This window comes from Streptomyces sp. NPDC104814 (assembly GCF_055583185.1).
Genome location: NZ_JBVJOL010000001.1, coordinates 641,029 through 658,835 on the forward strand (window position 1 = coordinate 641,029; position 17,807 = coordinate 658,835).

At 72.2% G+C, this 17,807-nt stretch carries 14 protein-coding genes and 2 pseudogenes; 13 read left to right on the plus strand and 3 right to left on the minus strand.

All coding sequences use genetic code 11. The features are described from left to right. The first annotated feature begins 95 nt into the window (after positions 1 to 95). The gene (locus tag ACZ64A_RS02660; protein WP_469807745.1) at positions 96 to 1,130 is read left to right on the plus strand and encodes a bile acid:sodium symporter family protein; all 1,035 of its coding nucleotides are present in this window, start codon (positions 96 to 98) and stop codon (positions 1,128 to 1,130) included. Between the two features lie 17 nt (positions 1,131 to 1,147). On the opposite strand, the gene ACZ64A_RS02665 is transcribed toward ACZ64A_RS02660, so the two are convergent. Beyond that, positions 1,148 to 2,065: a quinone oxidoreductase family protein gene (locus ACZ64A_RS02665; protein ID WP_469807747.1), complete on the minus strand. Its 918-nt coding sequence runs from the start codon at positions 2,063 to 2,065 to the stop codon at positions 1,148 to 1,150. Positions 2,066 to 2,194: 129 nt separating this feature from the next. Here ACZ64A_RS02665 and ACZ64A_RS02670 point away from each other — a divergent pair, with 129 nt between their 5' ends. Further along, complete coding sequence (locus ACZ64A_RS02670) at positions 2,195 to 2,632, plus strand: MarR family winged helix-turn-helix transcriptional regulator (RefSeq protein ID WP_469807749.1); 438 nt, start codon at positions 2,195 to 2,197, stop codon at positions 2,630 to 2,632. 232 nt (positions 2,633 to 2,864) lie between these two features. Here ACZ64A_RS02670 and fdhD read toward each other — a convergent pair whose 3' ends face one another. Together fdhD and ACZ64A_RS02680 are read right to left on the minus strand one after the other, a co-directional pair. Continuing rightward, complete coding sequence (gene fdhD, locus ACZ64A_RS02675; protein WP_469809031.1) at positions 2,865 to 3,713, minus strand: formate dehydrogenase accessory sulfurtransferase FdhD; 849 nt, start codon at positions 3,711 to 3,713, stop codon at positions 2,865 to 2,867. Positions 3,714 to 3,734: 21 nt separating this feature from the next. Beyond that, positions 3,735 to 3,937, minus strand: a pseudogene (locus tag ACZ64A_RS02680) (2Fe-2S iron-sulfur cluster-binding protein); the annotation flags it as partial. Here ACZ64A_RS02680 and ACZ64A_RS02685 point away from each other — a divergent pair. From ACZ64A_RS02685 to ACZ64A_RS02735, 11 genes and pseudogenes are all read left to right on the plus strand, one after another. Further along, positions 3,875 to 4,063, plus strand: a complete 189-nt coding sequence (locus ACZ64A_RS02685; protein ID WP_469807751.1) for a hypothetical protein — start codon at positions 3,875 to 3,877, stop codon at positions 4,061 to 4,063. The pseudogene ACZ64A_RS02680 and the gene ACZ64A_RS02685 overlap by 63 nt on opposite strands. Positions 4,064 to 4,117: 54 nt before the next feature. Further along, complete coding sequence (locus ACZ64A_RS02690) at positions 4,118 to 5,065, plus strand: beta-ketoacyl-ACP synthase III (protein ID WP_469807752.1); 948 nt, start codon at positions 4,118 to 4,120, stop codon at positions 5,063 to 5,065. A 172-nt stretch (positions 5,066 to 5,237) separates the two neighbouring features. Further along, a pseudogene (locus ACZ64A_RS02695) lies at positions 5,238 to 5,943 on the plus strand (GntR family transcriptional regulator). A 363-nt stretch (positions 5,944 to 6,306) separates the two neighbouring features. Further along, complete coding sequence (locus ACZ64A_RS02700; RefSeq protein ID WP_469807753.1) at positions 6,307 to 7,488, plus strand: ROK family protein; 1,182 nt, start codon at positions 6,307 to 6,309, stop codon at positions 7,486 to 7,488. 239 nt (positions 7,489 to 7,727) lie between these two features. Further along, positions 7,728 to 9,245 carry a sugar ABC transporter ATP-binding protein gene (locus ACZ64A_RS02705; protein ID WP_469807755.1) on the plus strand — a complete coding sequence of 506 codons (1,518 nt, stop codon included), beginning with the start codon at positions 7,728 to 7,730 and terminating at the stop codon, positions 9,243 to 9,245. After that, positions 9,242 to 10,258: an ABC transporter permease gene (locus tag ACZ64A_RS02710; protein WP_469807756.1), complete on the plus strand. Its 1,017-nt coding sequence runs from the start codon at positions 9,242 to 9,244 to the stop codon at positions 10,256 to 10,258. The genes ACZ64A_RS02705 and ACZ64A_RS02710 overlap by 4 nt, the downstream gene beginning before the upstream one ends. Before the next feature lie 16 nt (positions 10,259 to 10,274). Next, positions 10,275 to 11,315: a substrate-binding domain-containing protein gene (locus tag ACZ64A_RS02715; protein WP_469807758.1), complete on the plus strand. Its 1,041-nt coding sequence runs from the start codon at positions 10,275 to 10,277 to the stop codon at positions 11,313 to 11,315. A gap of 301 nt (positions 11,316 to 11,616) precedes the next feature. Next, positions 11,617 to 12,858 (plus strand): Gfo/Idh/MocA family protein, encoded by a 1,242-nt coding sequence (locus tag ACZ64A_RS02720; RefSeq protein WP_469807759.1) that lies wholly within the window; start codon positions 11,617 to 11,619, stop codon positions 12,856 to 12,858. 15 nt (positions 12,859 to 12,873) lie between these two features. Beyond that, positions 12,874 to 13,872 (plus strand): sugar phosphate isomerase/epimerase family protein, encoded by a 999-nt coding sequence (locus ACZ64A_RS02725; protein ID WP_469807760.1) that lies wholly within the window; start codon positions 12,874 to 12,876, stop codon positions 13,870 to 13,872. Between the two features lie 89 nt (positions 13,873 to 13,961). Beyond that, positions 13,962 to 16,439 carry a PQQ-dependent sugar dehydrogenase gene (locus ACZ64A_RS02730; RefSeq protein ID WP_469807762.1) on the plus strand — a complete coding sequence of 826 codons (2,478 nt, stop codon included), beginning with the start codon at positions 13,962 to 13,964 and terminating at the stop codon, positions 16,437 to 16,439. Between the two features lie 12 nt (positions 16,440 to 16,451). Further along, complete coding sequence (locus ACZ64A_RS02735; RefSeq protein WP_469807763.1) at positions 16,452 to 17,780, plus strand: ThuA domain-containing protein; 1,329 nt, start codon at positions 16,452 to 16,454, stop codon at positions 17,778 to 17,780. Positions 17,781 to 17,807 lie beyond the last annotated feature (27 nt).

Genomic DNA, 17,807 nt, shown 5'->3' on the forward strand with positions numbered 1-17,807 from the left:
ATCCGGGAGCACGATGGAAGGGGGCCCTCCGGGCCTCGCCCGGGAAGGGGGCCGCCGGGCCCCGCACGCACCGACGACGAAGCACGTGGAGCACCGTGAAACGCCTGCAGTGGCCGAGCTGGATGCCGATAGACCCCTACATCGTGCTGTTGCTCGGCACGGTGGGGCTCGCCGCGCTGCTCCCGGCGCGCGGCACCGGCGCCGACATCGCCTCCGGCGCGTCCACCGCGGCGATCGCGTTCCTGTTCTTCCTCTACGGCGCCCGGCTGTCCACCCGTGAGGCGCTGGACGGCCTCAAGCACTGGCGGCTGCACGGCACCGTCCTGGCCTGCACCTTCGTGATCTTCCCGCTGCTGGGCCTGGCCGCCCGCGGACTCGTTCCGGTCTTCCTCACCCAGCCGCTCTACCAGGGCCTGCTCTTCCTGACGCTGGTGCCGTCCACCATCCAGTCCTCCATCGCCTTCACCTCCATCGCCCGCGGCAACGTGCCCGCCGCGATCTGCGCCGGCTCCTTCTCCTCCCTGGTCGGCATCGTCGTCACCCCGCTGCTGGCCGCCGGGCTGCTCGGCAGCGGCGCGGGCGGCTTCTCCGCCGACTCGGTGGTGCAGATCGTGCTGCAGCTGCTGGTGCCGTTCGTGGCGGGGCAGCTGCTGCGCCGTTGGATCGGCGGCTTCGTCGCCCGGCACAAGAAGGTGCTCGGGCTCGCCGACCGCGGTTCCATCCTGCTCGTCGTGTACACCGCCTTCAGCGAGGGCATGGTCCGGGGCATCTGGCACCAGGTCAGCCCCGTCCGACTCGGCGGGCTGCTCGTCGTCGAGGCGGTGCTGCTCGCGGTGATGCTGCTGCTGACCTGGTACGGCGCGAAGGGGCTCGGCTTCGGCCGCGCCGACCGGATCGCGATCCAGTTCGCCGGGTCGAAGAAGTCGCTGGCGTCCGGGCTGCCCATGGCCAGCGTGCTGTTCGGCCCGCAGGCCTCGCTCGCCGTGCTGCCGCTGATGCTGTTCCACCAGATGCAGCTGATGGTGTGCGCGGTGATCGCCAAGCGGCGCTCCCACGACCCCGGGACGAACGCCGAGGACTCAGCCGCCGACCCGGTCCAGGGGCAGCGACAGGACCACGCCCTGCGCTGAGGGTGCTGAGCGGATCATCACGGGACCAGCACCACTTTCCCGAGATTCACCCGGTCCTCGATCGCCTCGTGCGCCTTTGCCGCGTCGGTCAGCGCGAACTCGCCGTGCACAGCGGGCTTGAGCGAGCCGTCCGCGAACAGCCGCCACAGCTCCGCGCGCCACTGCTCGTACAGGGCCGGCCGGCCCCGGGCGATGCGGGCCATCTGGAACCCGATGACGGACTTCGCGCCCACCAGCAGGTCGTACGCCTGGACGGTCCCGCCGCCCGAGCTGTACGCCACCAGCCGGCCGCCGGCGGCGAGCGCGGCGAGGGCCGGGGTGAGCAGCTCGCCGCCGACGGCGTCCAGTGCGTAGTCGGCCGGCTCGCCCCAGTTCTCGTCGCCGTACACCACGACCTCGTCGGCGCCGAGCGCGCGCACGAAGCCGGCCTTGGCCGGGTCGGAGACGGCGCCGGTGACCCGGGCCGCGCCGCGTATACGGGCCAGTTGCACGGCGAGATGGCCGACTCCGCTCGCGGCGGCCGTGACCAGTGCCGTCTCGCCGGGCTCGGGACGGGCCGCGTCCAGCGCGCCGTAGGCGACGAGCCCGCTGCGGACGAGAGCGACCGCGTCGACTGCGGAGGCCGTGTCCGGCACCGGTGAGGCCATCGCGTCCCCCAGCAGCGCGAAGTCGGCGTAGCCGTGGCCGAAGCACAGCCCGGTCACCCGGTCGCCGGGCGCCCAGCGGGTCACGCCCTCCCCGACGGCCACGACCTCACCGGCGATCTCGCCGCCGAGCGCGATGGGCTCCGCGGCCTCGGTGACCTTGCGGACGACGGGGAGGGTGACGCCGATCGCCTCGCACCGCACGAGCAGCTCGCCGGGGCCGGGCTCGGGGACGGGGGTCTCCTCGAGGAAGAGGGGGCCGCCGGGGCGGTCGTATCGGATGCGGCGCATGAGTACCTCCGGTCGACATGCGGGAACCCCCGGCGCCGGGACGCCGGGCACCCCCGGAACTCGTTGGGAGTCCCAACGGTATCCGAAAGTCGTAGGGAGTCCCAATGGTTTTCCGGTTAGGGTGCTCGCATGTCCGAAGCACCGTTGCCCGCGATCCGCTCCCTGCCCAGCTGGCTGCTCGGGCGCGCCGCCGCACGCGGGCGTGCCCTGGTCGCCGAGGCGCTCGCCGGGCAGGGCATGAAGATGTGGCACCACGTGGTGCTTTCCGCCGTCCGTGACCTCGCCCCGGTCGCGCAGGCCGACCTCGGCCGCAGCGTCCGGCTCGACCCCAAGGACCTGGTCGGCATCCTCAACGACCTCCAGTCCGCCGGCCTTCTCCTGCGCGAACCCGACCCGCAGGACCGTCGCAAGAACGCCGTCCGGCTCACGCGGGAGGGCGAGCGGATGCTTCAGCGGTGCGAGGAGTTGGCCCGCGAGGCCAACGCCGAGCTGCTGGCGCCCCTGACGGAGGAGGAACGGGAGCGGTTCCTGGCCCTGTTGACCAGGATCTCCGGTACGGACGGCTGAGCGCGGTCACCTCGCCCCGGCAGCGGAGGCCGACCTCGGCGGCAGCGTCCGGCTCGCGCTCGCCGCCGCGGAGCACGAGGCGTCCGCCCGGCTCGACTCGGCCCCGTCCGTGAACCGTGGTGACGGTGGACCGGACGCGCCTCCGGCGGACGGGAGCGGGCTGAGACGGGGCCCCGCGGCGCAGGGGGCGCTCCCCGCCCGCGGGGCCCCGCCGTCGTGCCGCCGGGGAGGATCAGCCCTGGTCGGCCGTGGCCTTCAGTGCTATCCGCTCCTCGCCCGCGTACACGTTCATGGAGGCGCCACGCAGGAAGCCCACCAGGGTCAGGCCCGTCTCCGCCGCCAGGTCCACGGCCAGCGACGACGGCGCCGACACCGCGGCCAGCACCGGGATGCCCGCCATCACGGCCTTCTGCGCCAGCTCGAAGGAGGCGCGCCCGGACACCAGCAGGATCGTGCGGGACAGAGGCAGGTCCCCGCTCTGCAGGGCACGCCCGACCAGCTTGTCCACCGCGTTGTGCCGGCCCACGTCCTCCCGCACGTCCAGCAGGTCCCCGTCCTCGGAGAACAGCGCCGCCGCATGCAGGCCGCCGGTGCGGTCGAACACCCGCTGGGCCGCGCGCAGCCGGTCGGGCAGGCCCGACAGCAGCTTCGGCGTCACCCGCAGCGGGGGCGTGTCGGCGATGGGCCAGCGGGCCGTGGTGCGCACGGCGTCCAGGCTGGCCTTGCCGCACAGGCCGCAGGAGGACGTCGTGTAGACGTTGCGCTCCAGTGTGATGTCCGGGACGACCACGTGAGCGGCGGTGTGGACGTCCACCACGTTGTACGTGTTCGAGCCGTCCGCGGTGGCGCCCGCGCAGTACACGATGTTGACCAGGTCGGACGCCTCCGCCAGGACGCCCTCGCTGACCAGGAACCCCGCCGCCAGCGCGAAGTCGTCCCCGGGGGTGCGCATGGTGATGGCGAGGGGCTTGCCGTCGAGCCGGATCTCCAGGGGTTCCTCGGCGACGAGCGTGTCCGGGCGGGTGGAGACCGCCCCGTCCCGTACCCGGATCACCTTGCGTCGTTCCGTCACTCGTCCCATGGTCCCCATCCGTCCCGGTCGGTCCCGGTTCTGTACCTGCTGGTAGCCGAAGCGCCCCTTGATGCAGAGGTTGCCGTGGGTCACCGGGTTGTCGTGCGGCGAGGTGACCTAGACGATCTCATTGTCCTGCACGTGCAGCGTCAGTCGGGCAGCGGAGCGTCGTGCTCGACGGCGATCCGCGCGTCGAAGCCGCGGCCGGCGACGGAGATCGCGAAGGTGTTCTCCTGGAGGATGCGGCGGCCCGGCCTCTGAAGGAAGCCCGGCCCCTGCAGGAAGCGGCCCGGCCTCTGACGGAAGCCGACAACGCCCGCGCCCGATTCCTGTCGCTTCGGCTGCCCTCGTACCCGTGAGTCACTGATCAGACTGAGGGACCCGCTGCCCAGCCAACGAGGGGGACCCTCCAGATGAACGGCTCACGGATCGCCGCCGTCGGCCACTACCAGCCCGCCAAGGTGCTCACCAACGAGGACCTCACCGGACTGGTCGACACCAGCGACGAGTGGATCAGGAGCCGGGTCGGCATCCGCACACGGCACATCGCCGGGCCCGACGAACCCGTCGACGAACTCGCCGCGCATGCCGCCGCCAAGGCGCTCGCCGCGGCCGGCCTCGCGCCCGGCGACATCGACCTCGTCCTGGTCGCCACCTCCACCGCGATCGACCGCTCCCCGAACACCGCCGCGCGGGTCGCCGCCCGGCTCGGCATCCCGGGGCCGGCCGCGATGGACGTCAACGTGGTGTGCGCCGGGTTCACCCACGCGCTCGCCACGGCCGACCACACCGTCCGCGCCGGCGCCGCCCGCCGGGCCCTGGTCATCGGCGCCGACAAGATGTCCGAGGTGACCGACTGGAACGACCGCAGCACCTGCGTCCTGGTCGGCGACGGGGCCGGGGCCGCGGTGGTCGAGGCGTGCGCCGACGGGGAGGAGCCCGGGATCGGCCCCGTGCTGTGGGGATCGGTGCCGGAGATGGGGCACGCCGTGCGCATCGAGGGCCAGCCGCCCCGGTTCGCGCAGGAGGGGCAGTCCGTGTACCGGTGGGCGACGACCCAGCTGCCGCCGCTGGCCCGGCAGGCGTGCGAACGCTCCGGCATCGCCCCGCAGGACCTCGCCGCCGTCGTGCTCCACCAGGCCAACCTGCGCATCATCGAACCGCTCGCCGAGCGCATCGGCGCCACGAACGCCGTCGTCGCCCGCGATGTGACCGACTCCGGCAACACCTCCGCCGCGAGCATCCCGCTGGCCCTGTCGAAGCTCGTCGAGCAGGGCCGCATCACCACCGGCGACCCGGTGCTGCTGTTCGGCTTCGGCGGCAACCTGTCGTACGCGGGCCAGGTCGTGCGCTGTCCCTGAGGGGTGGCGGGCCGGGGGGACTGCCGTCGGCGGTTGTGGAAACGGTGGTGAAAAGGGAGCGCAGGGCTTGGGCCGGCTGATTTTTGGGCGCCGTAGCCTGTAGACGAAAGACAATCGGTCCTGATGGTCTGCTGCGCGTGCCGTCCCGCCGAGTCCCGCGAGGGGAGCGACGTTGTCGAGCGGACTGCCGCAGGGCGCGGTGCCCCGACTGGAGCGGCCCGGACCGCTGCGCGAGCGCGTCTACGAGGCCCTGCTCGAACTCATCACCACGCGTGCCCTGCGCCCCGGTCAGCACCTCGTGGAGAGCGAACTCGCCGGGCATCTCGGGGTGTCCCGGCAGCCGGTGCGCGAGGCGCTGCAGCGGCTCAACACCGACGGCTGGGTCGATCTGCGGCCCGCCCAGGGCGCGTTCGTGCACGAGCCCGCCCGCCCAGGGCGCGTTCGTGCACGAGCCGACGGAGGAGGAGGCCGACCAGCTGCTCACCGTCCGCACCCTGCTGGAGGCCGAGGCCGCCCGGCTCGCCGCCGCGGCCGCCGCCAGCGACGGCATCGCCCGACTCGAGGAGTTGTGCGCACAGGGCGAGGAGGCCGTCGCCGCGGACGACGTCGACGCCGCCGTCGCGCTCAACGCACGCTTCCACGCCACGATCATGGAGCTGGCCGGCAACACCGTCCTCGCCGACCTCGCCGCCCAGGTGGACCGCCGGGTGCGCTGGTACCACACGCCGGTGGCGCGCCGGCGCGGGCAGCAGTCGTGGATCGAGCACCGCGCGCTGATCGCCGCGATCGCCGACGGCGACGAGAGCCTCGCCACCCGCCTGATGCGCGAACACACCGAGCACGACCGACGCTCGTACCACGAGCGTCCGACGCCCTGACGGCCCACCCGCGCACGGCCGTCATGCAGCCGGACCTCTCGACGGCCTGCGCGCGGCCGTCACGTAGGCGGGCGTTCTGACTGCCCGCGCAGGGTGTGCGGCGCAGGCGGGTGTTCTGCGTCTCTGCGGCCCGGCTCCGGTGGTGCGGTGTTCACGTGTTCCCCCAGGTGATCGGTGTGCCCGCCGACCGCAAGGGGCCCCGCAGGCAGGGCAGTTGGCGGCACAGGGCTTTGTCCTGTCAGTGGAAGAAGTCTGCGGGAATCCGTGCGCGACTTCTTCCCACATTCAACAGTCACTGCTACGTTCCCCTCGAAAGCCCGACGACAGTGGCCGATATGAGGCGGGGAGGGGCACGTGAGGCGCATGACCGCACGACCCGGGAACACGCATCAGGCTCAGCTGCTGAAGCTGCTGCGCGACGGGGGACCCAACTCCCGCGCCCAGCTGGGCGATCAGATCGACCTCTCGCGGTCCAAGCTCGCCGTGGAGGTCGACCGGCTGCTGCAGACGGGCCTGGTCGTGGCCGACGGACTCGCCGCCTCGCGCGGCGGCCGCCGCTCGCACAACGTCCGGCTCAACCCGCAGCTGCGCTTCCTCGGCGTCGACATCGGCGCGACCTCGATCGACGTCGCCGTCACCAACGCCGAGCTGGAGGTCCTGGGCCACCTCAACCAGCCCATGGACGTCCGCGAGGGACCCGTCGCGGTCTTCGAGCACGTGCTGTCCATGGCCGCGAAGTTGCGCGACTCCGGGCTCGCGGAGGGTTTCGACGGCGCCGGCATCGGCGTCCCGGGGCCCGTCCGCTTCCCCGAGGGCGTCCCGGTGGCACCGCCGATCATGCCGGGCTGGGACGGCTTCCCCGTGCGGGAGGCGCTCAGCCAGGAACTGGGCTGCCCCGTCATGGTCGACAACGACGTGAACCTGATGGCGATGGGGGAGATGCACGCGGGCGTCGCACGCTCCGTGGGCGACTTCCTCTGCGTCAAGATCGGCACCGGCATCGGTTGCGGCATCGTGGTGGGCGGCGGCGTCCACCGCGGGGTGACCGGCAGCGCGGGGGACATCGGCCACATCCAGGCCGTGCCCGACGGCCGTCCCTGCGCCTGCGGCAACCGCGGCTGCCTGGAGGCCCACTTCAGCGGTGCCGCCCTGGCCCGCGACGCCACCGAGGCCGCCCGTCAGGGGCTGTCGCCGGAACTGGCGTCACGGCTGGAGACGGGCGGCACCCTCTCCGCCGCCGACGTCGCCGCGGCCGCGTCCGCCGGTGACGCCACCTCCCTCGATCTCATCCGGGAGGGCGGCACCCGTACCGGGCAGGTCATCGCCGGCCTGGTCAGCTTCTTCAACCCCGGCCTGGTGGTGATCGGCGGCGGGGTGACCGGACTCGGCCACACCCTGCTCGCCGCGATCCGCACCCAGGTCTACCGCCAGTCGCTGCCGCTGGCGACCGGCAACCTGCCCATCGTCCTGGGGGAGCTGGGACCCGTCGCCGGAGTCATCGGCGCGGCCCGGCTGATCAGCGACCACCTGTTCTCACCGGCGTAGCCCACCGGCTCCGCCCTCACGTCACCTCCGGCCCCGCACGCGCGTCACCTCCGGCCCCACACCGGCGCACCAGCACAGCACAGCGCACCGCTCCGCCCTGCCCAGAACCGCCTCACCGCCGGTCCGGTCCAGCCCGGACCCGCTCACCCAGCTCCGCCCTGCCCAGCTCCGCCCTGCCCTGCTCCGCCCTGCCCAGAACCGCCCTGACCCGGCCCGCACGCCCGCCGAGGGGAATCCGCATGGCACCACAACCACCGCTGCTCAGCATGTCCGGCATCACCAAGTCGTTCCCCGGAGTCCGGGCCCTCGACGGCGTCGACCTCGACGTCCAGGCCGGCGAAGTGCACTGCCTGCTCGGCCAGAACGGGGCCGGCAAGTCCACCCTCATCAAGGTCCTCGCCGGGGCCCACCAGCCGGACACCGGCACCATCCGCTGGCACGGCGAGGAGGTCACCCTCCGCTCGCCGATCGCCGCGATGCGCCTCGGCATCGCCACCATCTACCAGGAACTCGACCTGGTGGAGCACCTGTCGGTGGCCGAGAACGTCCACCTCGGCCACGAGCCCACGGCCGCCGGTTTCGTCGTACGGCGCAAGGCGGCCAAGGAGTCGACCGCCGCGCTGCTCACGCGACTCGGGCACCCCGAGATCGAACCCGGGCGACCGGTAGGGGAGTTGTCGGCCGCGCAGCAGCAGATCGTCTCCATGGCCCGCGCGCTGTCCCACGACGTGCGGCTGATCGTGATGGACGAGCCGTCCGCCGCGCTCGACCCGGACGAGGTGGACAACCTCTTCCGGATCGTCGCCGGCCTCACCGCCGACGGAGTCGCCGTCGTCTACATCTCCCACCGCCTGGAGGAGATCCGCCGCATCGGCGACCGCGTCACCGTGCTGAAGGACGGGCGGGCGGTCGCGGGCGGACTGCCCGCGAAGACGACCCCGACCCGTGACGTCGTCGCCCTGATGACCGGCCGGAACGTGGAGTACGTCTTCCCCGAGCGGCCGGCCGAGCTGCCCACGGGCACCCCGGTGCTCCAGGTGCGTGGCCTCGCCCGGGACGGCGAGTTCGCACCGCTCGACCTCGACGTACACGCCGGGGAGATCGTCGGTCTCGCCGGACTCGTCGGCTCCGGACGCTCGGAGATCCTGGAGACGATCTACGGCGCACGCAAACCGACGGCCGGTCAGGTACGTGTCGACGGACGTGCGTTGCGACCGGGCAGTGTCCGCGCCGCCGTGAGTGCCGGGCTCGGGCTCGCACCCGAGGAGCGCAAGGCTCAGGCGCTGCTGATGCTGGAGTCCGTCACCCGCAACGTCTCCGTCTCCTCGCTGTCCCGTTTCTCGCGCGGCGGCTGGATCGACCGCGGGGCCGAGAGCGGCGCCGCACGCGCCGCCGTCCGTGAGCTGTCCCTGCGGCCCGACAACCCCTCCGTGCCCGTGCGCGCCCTGTCCGGCGGCAACCAGCAGAAGGCCGTCCTGGCCCGCTGGCTGCTGCGCGGCTGCCGTGTCCTGCTGCTCGACGAACCCACCCGCGGCGTCGACGTCGGCGCCCGCGCCGAACTGTACGCGGTGGTACGGCGCCTGGCCGACGAGGGTCTCGCGGTGCTCCTCGTCTCCAGCGAGGTGCCCGAGGTGCTCGGCCTCGCCGACCGCGTCCTGGTGCTGCGCGAGGGCCATGTGGTGCACACCGCACCCGCCCGGCAGCTCGACGAACACCGCGTCCTCGACCTCGTCATGGAAGGAAGCCCGGCGTCATGACGCAGCACGTCTCCCCGCCGCGGGACGGCACCGGAAAGGTGCCGCAGGTCCATCTGCCCGCCTGGCGCACCCTGATGGCCCGCGCCGACGTCCGCACCCTGTCCCTGCTCGGCGTGCTCGCCGTGCTCGTGGTCATCGGCGGTGTCACCAAGCCCGACGAGTTCCTCGACACCCGCAACCTGCAACTCGTCCTCACCCAGGCCTCGGTGATCGGTGTCGTCACCGTCGGCATGACCTTCGTCATCACCTCCGGCGGCATCGACCTCTCCGTCGGCGCGATCGTCGCGCTCGCCTCGGTGTGGGCGACGACGCTGGCCACCCAGGAGTTCGGCTTCGCCGGCATCCTGTTCACGGCGATGGCCGTCGGCGTCGGCTGCGGCCTGGTCAACGGCCTGCTCATCGCGTACGGCGGGATGGTCCCGTTCATCGCCACCCTCGCCATGCTGGCCTCGGCCCGCGGCCTCGCCCTGCAGATCACCGACGGCAAGACGCAGATCGTCAGCATCGACGGCGTGCTGAGTCTCGGCGAACGCGACTCCTACGTCCTCGGCATCCCGCCGCTCGTGCTGGTCTTCGCACTCGTGACGGTCCTCGGCTGGCTGCTGCTGAACCGCACCACCTTCGGCCGGCGCACCGTCGCCGTCGGCGGCAACGCCGAGGCCGCCCGGCTCGCCGGCATCGACGTCCGCCGCCAGCGGCTGTACCTGTACCTGCTGTCCGGACTGTGCTGCGGCATCGCCGCCTTCCTGCTGATCGTGCTGTCCGGCTCCGGCCAGAACACCAACGGCAACCTCTACGAACTCGACGCCATCGCCGCCGCCATCATCGGCGGAACCCTGCTCACCGGGGGGCGCGGCACCATCACCGGGTCCGTGCTCGGCGTCCTGGTCTTCACCACGATCACCAACATCTTCGCCCTGAACAACCTGCAGAGCGACGTCCAGCAGATCGCCAAGGGCGCGATCATCGTCGCCGCCGTGCTGGTCCAGCGCCGTACCGCAAGCACGACCTGAGGAAAGGTTCCCCGCCATGCCCCAGCTGCCCACCCGCAGAGGACTGCTCTTCGGATCCGCCGCCGTCTCCGCCGGAGCCCTCCTCACGGCTTGCACCAGCAACGAGCCGAAGGACGCCGCCCCGGCCGCGGACGACCGGCCGGCCGCCGACGACAAGCCCGGCAAGCACGTCACGATCGGCTTCGCCGGACCGCAGGCCGACCACGGCTGGCTCAACGCCATCAACGACAACGCCAAGAGCCGCGCCAAGAAGTACGCCGACGTCAGCCTGGAGATCACCGAGGGCTCCAACGACACCGCGCAGCAGATCGGCCAGATCGAGACCCTGATCAACAAGAAGGTCGACGTGCTGGTGGTGCTGCCCGCCGACGGCAAGGCCCTCACCCAGGTCGGCCTGAAGGCGATGCGCGCCGGGATACCCGTGGTCAACCTCGACCGCGTCTTCAACACCCCGCAGGCCTACCGCTGCTGGATCGGCGGCGACAACTACGGCATGGGCCTGAACGCCGGGCACTACATCGGCGAGAAGCTGAAGGGCAAGCCGAACGCCAAGGTCGTCGAACTCGCGGGCCTGGACAACCTGGAGCTGACCAAACAGCGCACCCAGGGCTTCGACGACGCGCTGAGGAACTACCCGAACATCCGCAAGGTCGCCCGTCAGGCGGCCGAGTTCACCGTGGAGTCCGGGCAGGCCAAGATGGCCCAGCTGCTGCAGGCCCAGTCGGGCTTCGACGCACTGTGGAACCACGATGACGACCAGGGCGTCGGCGCGCTGCGCGCCATCGAGCAGGCCGGCCGCGACGACTTCCTGATGGTCGGCGGCGCGGGCGCGCTGTCCGCCTTCCAGGCCATCAAGCAGGACAACGGCGTGCTCAAGGCGACCGTGCTCTATCCGCCCACCATGGCCGCCTCCGCCATCGACCTCGCCCGCGCCCTCGGCCAGGGCAAGGGCGTCGGCGGCCTCGCCGAGTACGAGATCCCGTCGTCGATCACGCTCTACTCGGCCGTCGTCGACAAGACCAACGTCGACCAGTACATGCCCACCGGCTTCCGCTGACCGGCGTCCGCGCCCGTCGCGGGTCGCGGCCCGCGCGGGGGCCACGGGGGTGCCCCCGCGCGAGGACGCCGGCCCCGTACGGCGCGAGGACGCAGGGCCCCGCCGTACCCATGGCGCCGCGGCGCCGGCGCACCCAGTGGAGCGGCCCGCGTACGCCAGGCCCGCCGCGCCGTGGAGCCACGACCGGAGGACCCGCGTACGCCAGGCCCGCCGCGCGGTGGATCCACGACCGGACCGCAAGCCCCGCACCCCCCACCGCACCGCCACGACGTCGTCACGACGAGGACGGAGGACTTACCCCATGGCACAGCCGCAGCAGTCAGACGGGACCCAGAGCCCGGCGAGCCCGGCCGGCTCAGCGGGCCGGGACAGACCGCCGCTGCGCGTCGGGATGGTCGGCTACGCCTTCATGGGCGCCGCCCACTCCCAGGGTTGGCGCACCGTGGACCGGGTGTTCGACCTGCCCCGCCGCCCGGAGCTGGCCGTGATCTGCGGCCGGGACGCCACCGCGGTGCGCGCGGCGGCCGACCGGCACGGCTGGGCGGCGGCCGTCACCGACTGGCGGGAGATGGTCGAGCGCGACGACGTCGACCTCGTCGACATCTGCACCCCCGGCGACAGCCACGCCGAGATCGCGCTCGCCGCGCTCGCCGCCGGCAAGCACGTGCTGTGCGAGAAACCCCTCGCCAACACCGTCGCCGAGGCCGAGGCGATGGTCCGCGCGGCGCGGCAGGCCGAGGCGCGCGGCCTGGTGGCGATGGTCGGCTTCAACTACCGCCGGGTGCCGGCGACCGCGCTGGCCCGCCGTATGGTCGCCGAGGGCCGGCTCGGCCGCCTGCGGCACGTGCGGGTGACGTATCTCCAGGACTGGCTGGTGGACCCCGCGTTCCCGCTGACCTGGCGGCTGCGCAAGGAGCAGGCGGGCTCCGGCTCGCTCGGCGACCTGGGCGCGCACATCGTGGACCTCGCCCAGTACGTCGCGGGGGAGCACCTGGCCGGGGTGTCCGCGCTGACGGAGACCTTCGTGCGGGAACGCCCGCTGCCCGCGGGGGCGGTCCAGGGCCTGTCCGCCGGGACCGCCGCCGCCCGCACCGGCACGGTCACCGTGGACGACGCGGCGCTGTTCACCGGCCGGTTCACCTCCGGCGCCCTCGCCTCCTTCGAGGCCACCCGGTACGCCACCGGCCGTAAGAACGCCCTGCGTCTGGAGCTGAACGGGGAACGCGGCTCGCTCTCCTTCGACCTGGAGCGGCTCAACGAGCTCTGGTACCACGACGGCACCGAGCCCGGCGAGCGCGCCGGCTTCCGCCGCATCCTCGTCACCGAGCCCGGCCACCCGTACCTGGAGGCCTGGTGGCCGCCCGGCCACGGCCTGGGCTACGAGCACACCTTCGTCCACCAGGCCCGCGATCTCGTCCACGCCGTCTGCGACGGCCGCCGTCCCGAACCCTCCTTCGCCGACGGGCTGCAGGTGCAACGCGTGCTCGCCGCGGTCGAGGAGAGCGCCGAGAAGAACTCCGTCTACACGCCCGTCGGGCTCTGAGGAGAAGCCACCGCCATGCCGCGTCCGTTCACGCTGTTCACCGGCCAGTGGGCCGACCTGCCCCTCGAAGAGGTCTGCCGCCTCGCCCGCGACTTCGGCTACGACGGTCTCGAACTCGCCTGCTGGGGCGACCACTTCGAGGTCGACAAGGCCCTCGCCGACCCGGGGTATCTCGATTCCAGGAAGAGCCTGCTCGACAAGTACGGCCTGAGCTGCTGGGCGATCTCCAACCACCTGGTCGGCCAGGCGGTGTGCGACGCCATCATCGACGAACGCCACCGGGCGATCCTGCCCGCCGAGGTGTGGGGCGACGGCGACGCCGAGGGCGTACGGCAGCGGGCCGCCGCCCGGATCGCGGACACCGCGCGCGCCGCGGCCGCGTTCGGCGTCGACACCGTCATCGGCTTCACCGGCTCCGCGATCTGGCACCTGGTCGCGATGTTCCCGCCGGTACCGGAGTCGATGATCGAGCGCGGCTACGAGGACTTCGCCGAGCGCTGGAACCCGGTCCTGGACGTCTTCGACGCCGAGGGCGTACGGTTCGCGCACGAGGTCCACCCCGGCGAGATCGCCTACGACTACTGGACCACCCGGCGCGCCCTCGAAGCGGTCGGCCACCGCCCCGCGTTCGGCCTGAACTTCGACCCCTCCCACTTCGTGTGGCAGGACCTCGACCCGGTCGGTTTCCTGTGGGACTTCCGCGACCGGATCTACCACGTCGACTGCAAGGAAGCCCGCAAGCGCCTCGACGGCCGCAACGGCCGCCTCGGCTCCCACCTGCCCTGGGGCGACCCGCGGCGCGGCTGGGACTTCGTCTCCGCCGGCCACGGCGACGTCCCCTGGGAGGACGTCTTCCGCATGCTGCGCTCCATCGGCTACCAGGGCCCCGTCTCCGTGGAGTGGGAGGACGCCGGCATGGACCGCCTGCAGGGCGCCCCCGAGGCCCTGACCCGCCTGAAGGCGTACGACTTCGAACCCCCGTCGGCGTCCTTCGACGCGGCGTTCGGCAACTGACCACCGCGTAAGCGTCACCGCTCCGGGATGACGGCGCATCCCGGCGTCTCCACCCGCCCGTACAACCAGCCCCTCATCTGGAGGCATTCGTGCACGGGAACGACCGCACCACCAGATCTGCTCGCTCACGTCTGCGCACGGCACTCGCCCTGCTCAGCGGCGCCCTGCTCGCGGGCGCCTCGCTCACCCTCACCACACCGCCGGCCGGCGCAGCCGTCGCCGACCAACAGGCAACCGCCGCCGAGGACTTCCAGCAGGTCACCCTCGCCAAGGGCGAGGCGGAGGTCGGTGAGCCCATGTCGCTCGCCGTCCTGCCGGACCGCTCCGTCCTGCACACCTCCCGCGACGGCGAGCTGCGTCTGACCGACGCCGCCGGCAACACCAGGCTCGCGGGCAAGCTCGCCGTGTACTCGCACGACGAGGAAGGACTCCAAGGCGTCGGCATCGACCCGGACTTCACGGACAACCGGTTCGTCTACCTGTACTACGCGCCCCCGATGAACACCCCGGCCGGCGACGCCCCCGAGAACGGCACCGCGGCCGACTTCGCGCCCTTCGACGGCGTCAACCGGCTCTCGCGGTTCGTGCTGAAGACCGACGGCACACTCGACCTCGCCAGCGAGAAGCAGATCCTGGACGTCCCCACCACCCGGGGCCTGTGCTGCCACGTCGGCGGTGACATCGACTTCGACGCGGCCGGCAACCTGTACCTGTCGACCGGCGACGACACCAACCCCTTCCAGTCCGACGGCTACACCCCGATCGACGAGCGCGACGGCCGCAACCCCGGCTTCGACGCCCAGCGCACCGCCGGCAACACCAACGACCTGCGCGGCAAGATCCTGCGCATCAAGGTGAACGCCGACGGCTCCTACTCCATCCCCGACGGCAACCTCTTCGCACCCGGCACGGCCAAGACACGGCCCGAGATCTACGCCATGGGCTTCCGCAACCCGTTCCGGTTCAGCGTCGACAAGAAGACCGGCATCCTCTACGTCGGCGACTACGGCCCCGACGCCGGTTCCGCCAGCCCCACCCGCGGACCCGCCGGCCAGGTCGAGTTCGCCCGGGTCACCGGCCCAGGCAACTTCGGCTGGCCGTACTGCACCGGCGCCAACGACGCCTACATCGACTACGACTTCGCCACCAAGACCTCCGGCGCCGCCTTCGACTGCAACGCCCCCAAGAACACCTCCCCGCACAACACGGGCCTGACCGACCTGCCCCCGGCCCAGCCCGCCTGGATCCCCTACGACAACGGCTCCGTACCCGAGTTCGGCTCCGGCTCCGAGTCCCCGATGGGCGGCCCGGTCTACCACTACGACCCCGCGCTCGACTCGCCGGTGAAGTTCCCCCAGGCGTACGACGGGAACTTCTTCGCCGGTGAGTTTGGCCGCCGCTGGATCAAGCGCATCGTCAGCGACGACAACGGCACCGTGCAGTCCATCAACGCGTTCCCCTGGACCGGCACCCAGGTGATGGACATGGCCTTCGGCCCCGACGGCGCCCTGTACGTCCTCGACTACGGCCTGGCCTGGTTCGGCGGCGACGACAACTCCGCGCTCTATCGCATCGAGAACGCCACCGACGGCCACTCCCCGGTCGCCCAGGCCGCCGCGAACCGCACCAACGGGCAGGCTCCGCTGAAGGTGCAGTTCTCCTCCGCCGGCACCAGCGACCAGGACGGCGACGCCCTCACCTACAGCTGGGACTTCGGTGACGGGGCCACGTCCACCGAGGCCAACCCCACGCACAAGTACAAGACGAACGGCACCTACACCGCGACACTGACCGCCAAGGACACCACCGGCCGCACCGGCAGCGCCAGTGTGCAGATCGTCGTCGGCAACACCGCGCCCACCGTCACCCTGGAACTGCCCCAGGACGGGCAGCTGTTCAGCTTCGGTGACGCCATCCCGTTCAAGGTGAAGGTCACCGACCCGGAGGACGGCCGGGCGATCGACTGCTCCAAGGTGACCGTCACCTTCGTCCTCGGCCACGACAGCCACGGCCACCCGCTGACCTCCGCCACCGGCTGCTCCGGCACCATCCAGACCAGCGCCGACGGCGGCCACGACGAGGACGCCAACATCTTCGGTGTCTTCGACGCCCAGTACACCGACAACGGGGGCGGCGGCCAGGCCCCGCTCACCACGCACACCCGGCACGTCACCCAGCCCAAGCACCGCCAGGCCGAGCACTTCGGCGCCGGCTCCGGCGTCGACGTCGTCACCAAGGACACCGCGCACGGCGGCAGGACCGTCGGCAACATCGACAACGGCGACTGGATCTCCTTCACGCCGTACGCCCTGAGCAACGCCACCAAGATCACCGCCCGGGTCTCCTCCGGCGGCGCGGGCGGCACCCTCGAGGTGCACGCCGGCTCCCCGACCGGCACCTTGCTCGGCAAGGCGGCCGTCCCGGCCACCGGCGGCTGGGAGACCTACCGGGACGTTGAAGCCGGCCTGTCCCGTGCCCCGCGCGGCACCACCACGCTCTACCTGGTGTTCAAGGGCGGCGCCGGAGCCCTGTTCGACCTGGACGACTTCACCTTCACGACCGGCTGAGAGGAGGCCGTCATGCGAACCGTCGGCAGAGTCACGACCGCCGCCGTCTGCGCCGCGCTGCTGCTCGGCTGCGCGACCGGCCCGGCGACCTCCCAGCCCGGCGACGGCAAGCGGGTGCTGGTCTTCTCCAAGACGGCCGGTTTCCGGCACGACTCCATCCCGGAGGGCGTCGCGGCCGTGAAGGAGCTCGGTGCCGGCGGCGGCTTCACGGTCGACGCCACCGAGGACGCGGGCGCGTTCACGCCGGGCAACCTGCGCCGGTACGCGGCGGTGGTGTTCCTGTCCACCACCGGGGACGTGCTGAACCCCGCCCAGCAGCGGGCCTTCGAGGACTACGTCCACCGCGGCGGCGGCTACGTCGGCATCCACGCCGCCGCCGACACCGAGTACGACTGGGCGTTCTACGGCGGCCTCGCCGGCGCGTACTTCCAGTCGCACCCGGCGATCCAGCCCGCCACGGTGAACGTCGAGGACCGCGCCCACCCGGCGACCGCCCACCTCGGGGCCGCCTGGGACCGCACCGACGAGTGGTACAACTACCGCTCGAACCCGCGCGAGCGGGCCCATGTCCTCGCCTCGCTGGACGAGTCGTCGTACAGCGGCGGCACCATGAACGGCGACCATCCGATCGCCTGGTGCCAGGAGTACCAGGGCGGCCGCGCCTTCTACACCGGTGGCGGCCACACCAAGGAGTCCTACGCCGACCCCGCCTTCAGGCAGCACCTGCTCGGCGGCATCCGGTACGCCATCGGCGCCGCCCAGGCCGACTGCCGGCCGGAGAACGGCTACCGGCCGCTCTTCGACGGCACCTCCCTGGACGGCTGGCGGCAGGCCGGACCCGGCTCCTTCACCCTGTCCGACGACGGCACGCTCACCTCGTCCGGCGGGATGGGCCTGCTGTGGTACGCCAACCAGAGCTTCGGGTCGTACTCCCTGAAGCTCGACTGGAAGGCGGCCGGCGACGACAACTCCGGTGTGTTCGTGGGCTTCCCGCCCTCGGACGACCCGTGGTCGGCCGTGAACAACGGCTACGAGGTCCAGATCGACGCCACCGACGTCCCGGAGAAGACCACCGGGTCCGTCTACGGCTTCCGGTCCGCCGACCTGAAGAAGCGCGACCGTGCGCTGAACCCGCCGGGGGAGTGGAACACGTACGAGATCCGCGTGCAGGGCGAGCGCCTGCGCGTGTGGCTCAACGGCGTGCAGATCAACGACTTCACCAACACCGATCCGGCCCGGAGCCTTGCGGACGGGCACATCGGCATCCAGAACCACGGAGTGGGTGACGAGGTGTCCTTCCGCGACATCCGGATCAAGGAACTGCCCGGAGAGGGCGACTGAGCGGCGGCGGGCGGGGGACGCCGGACT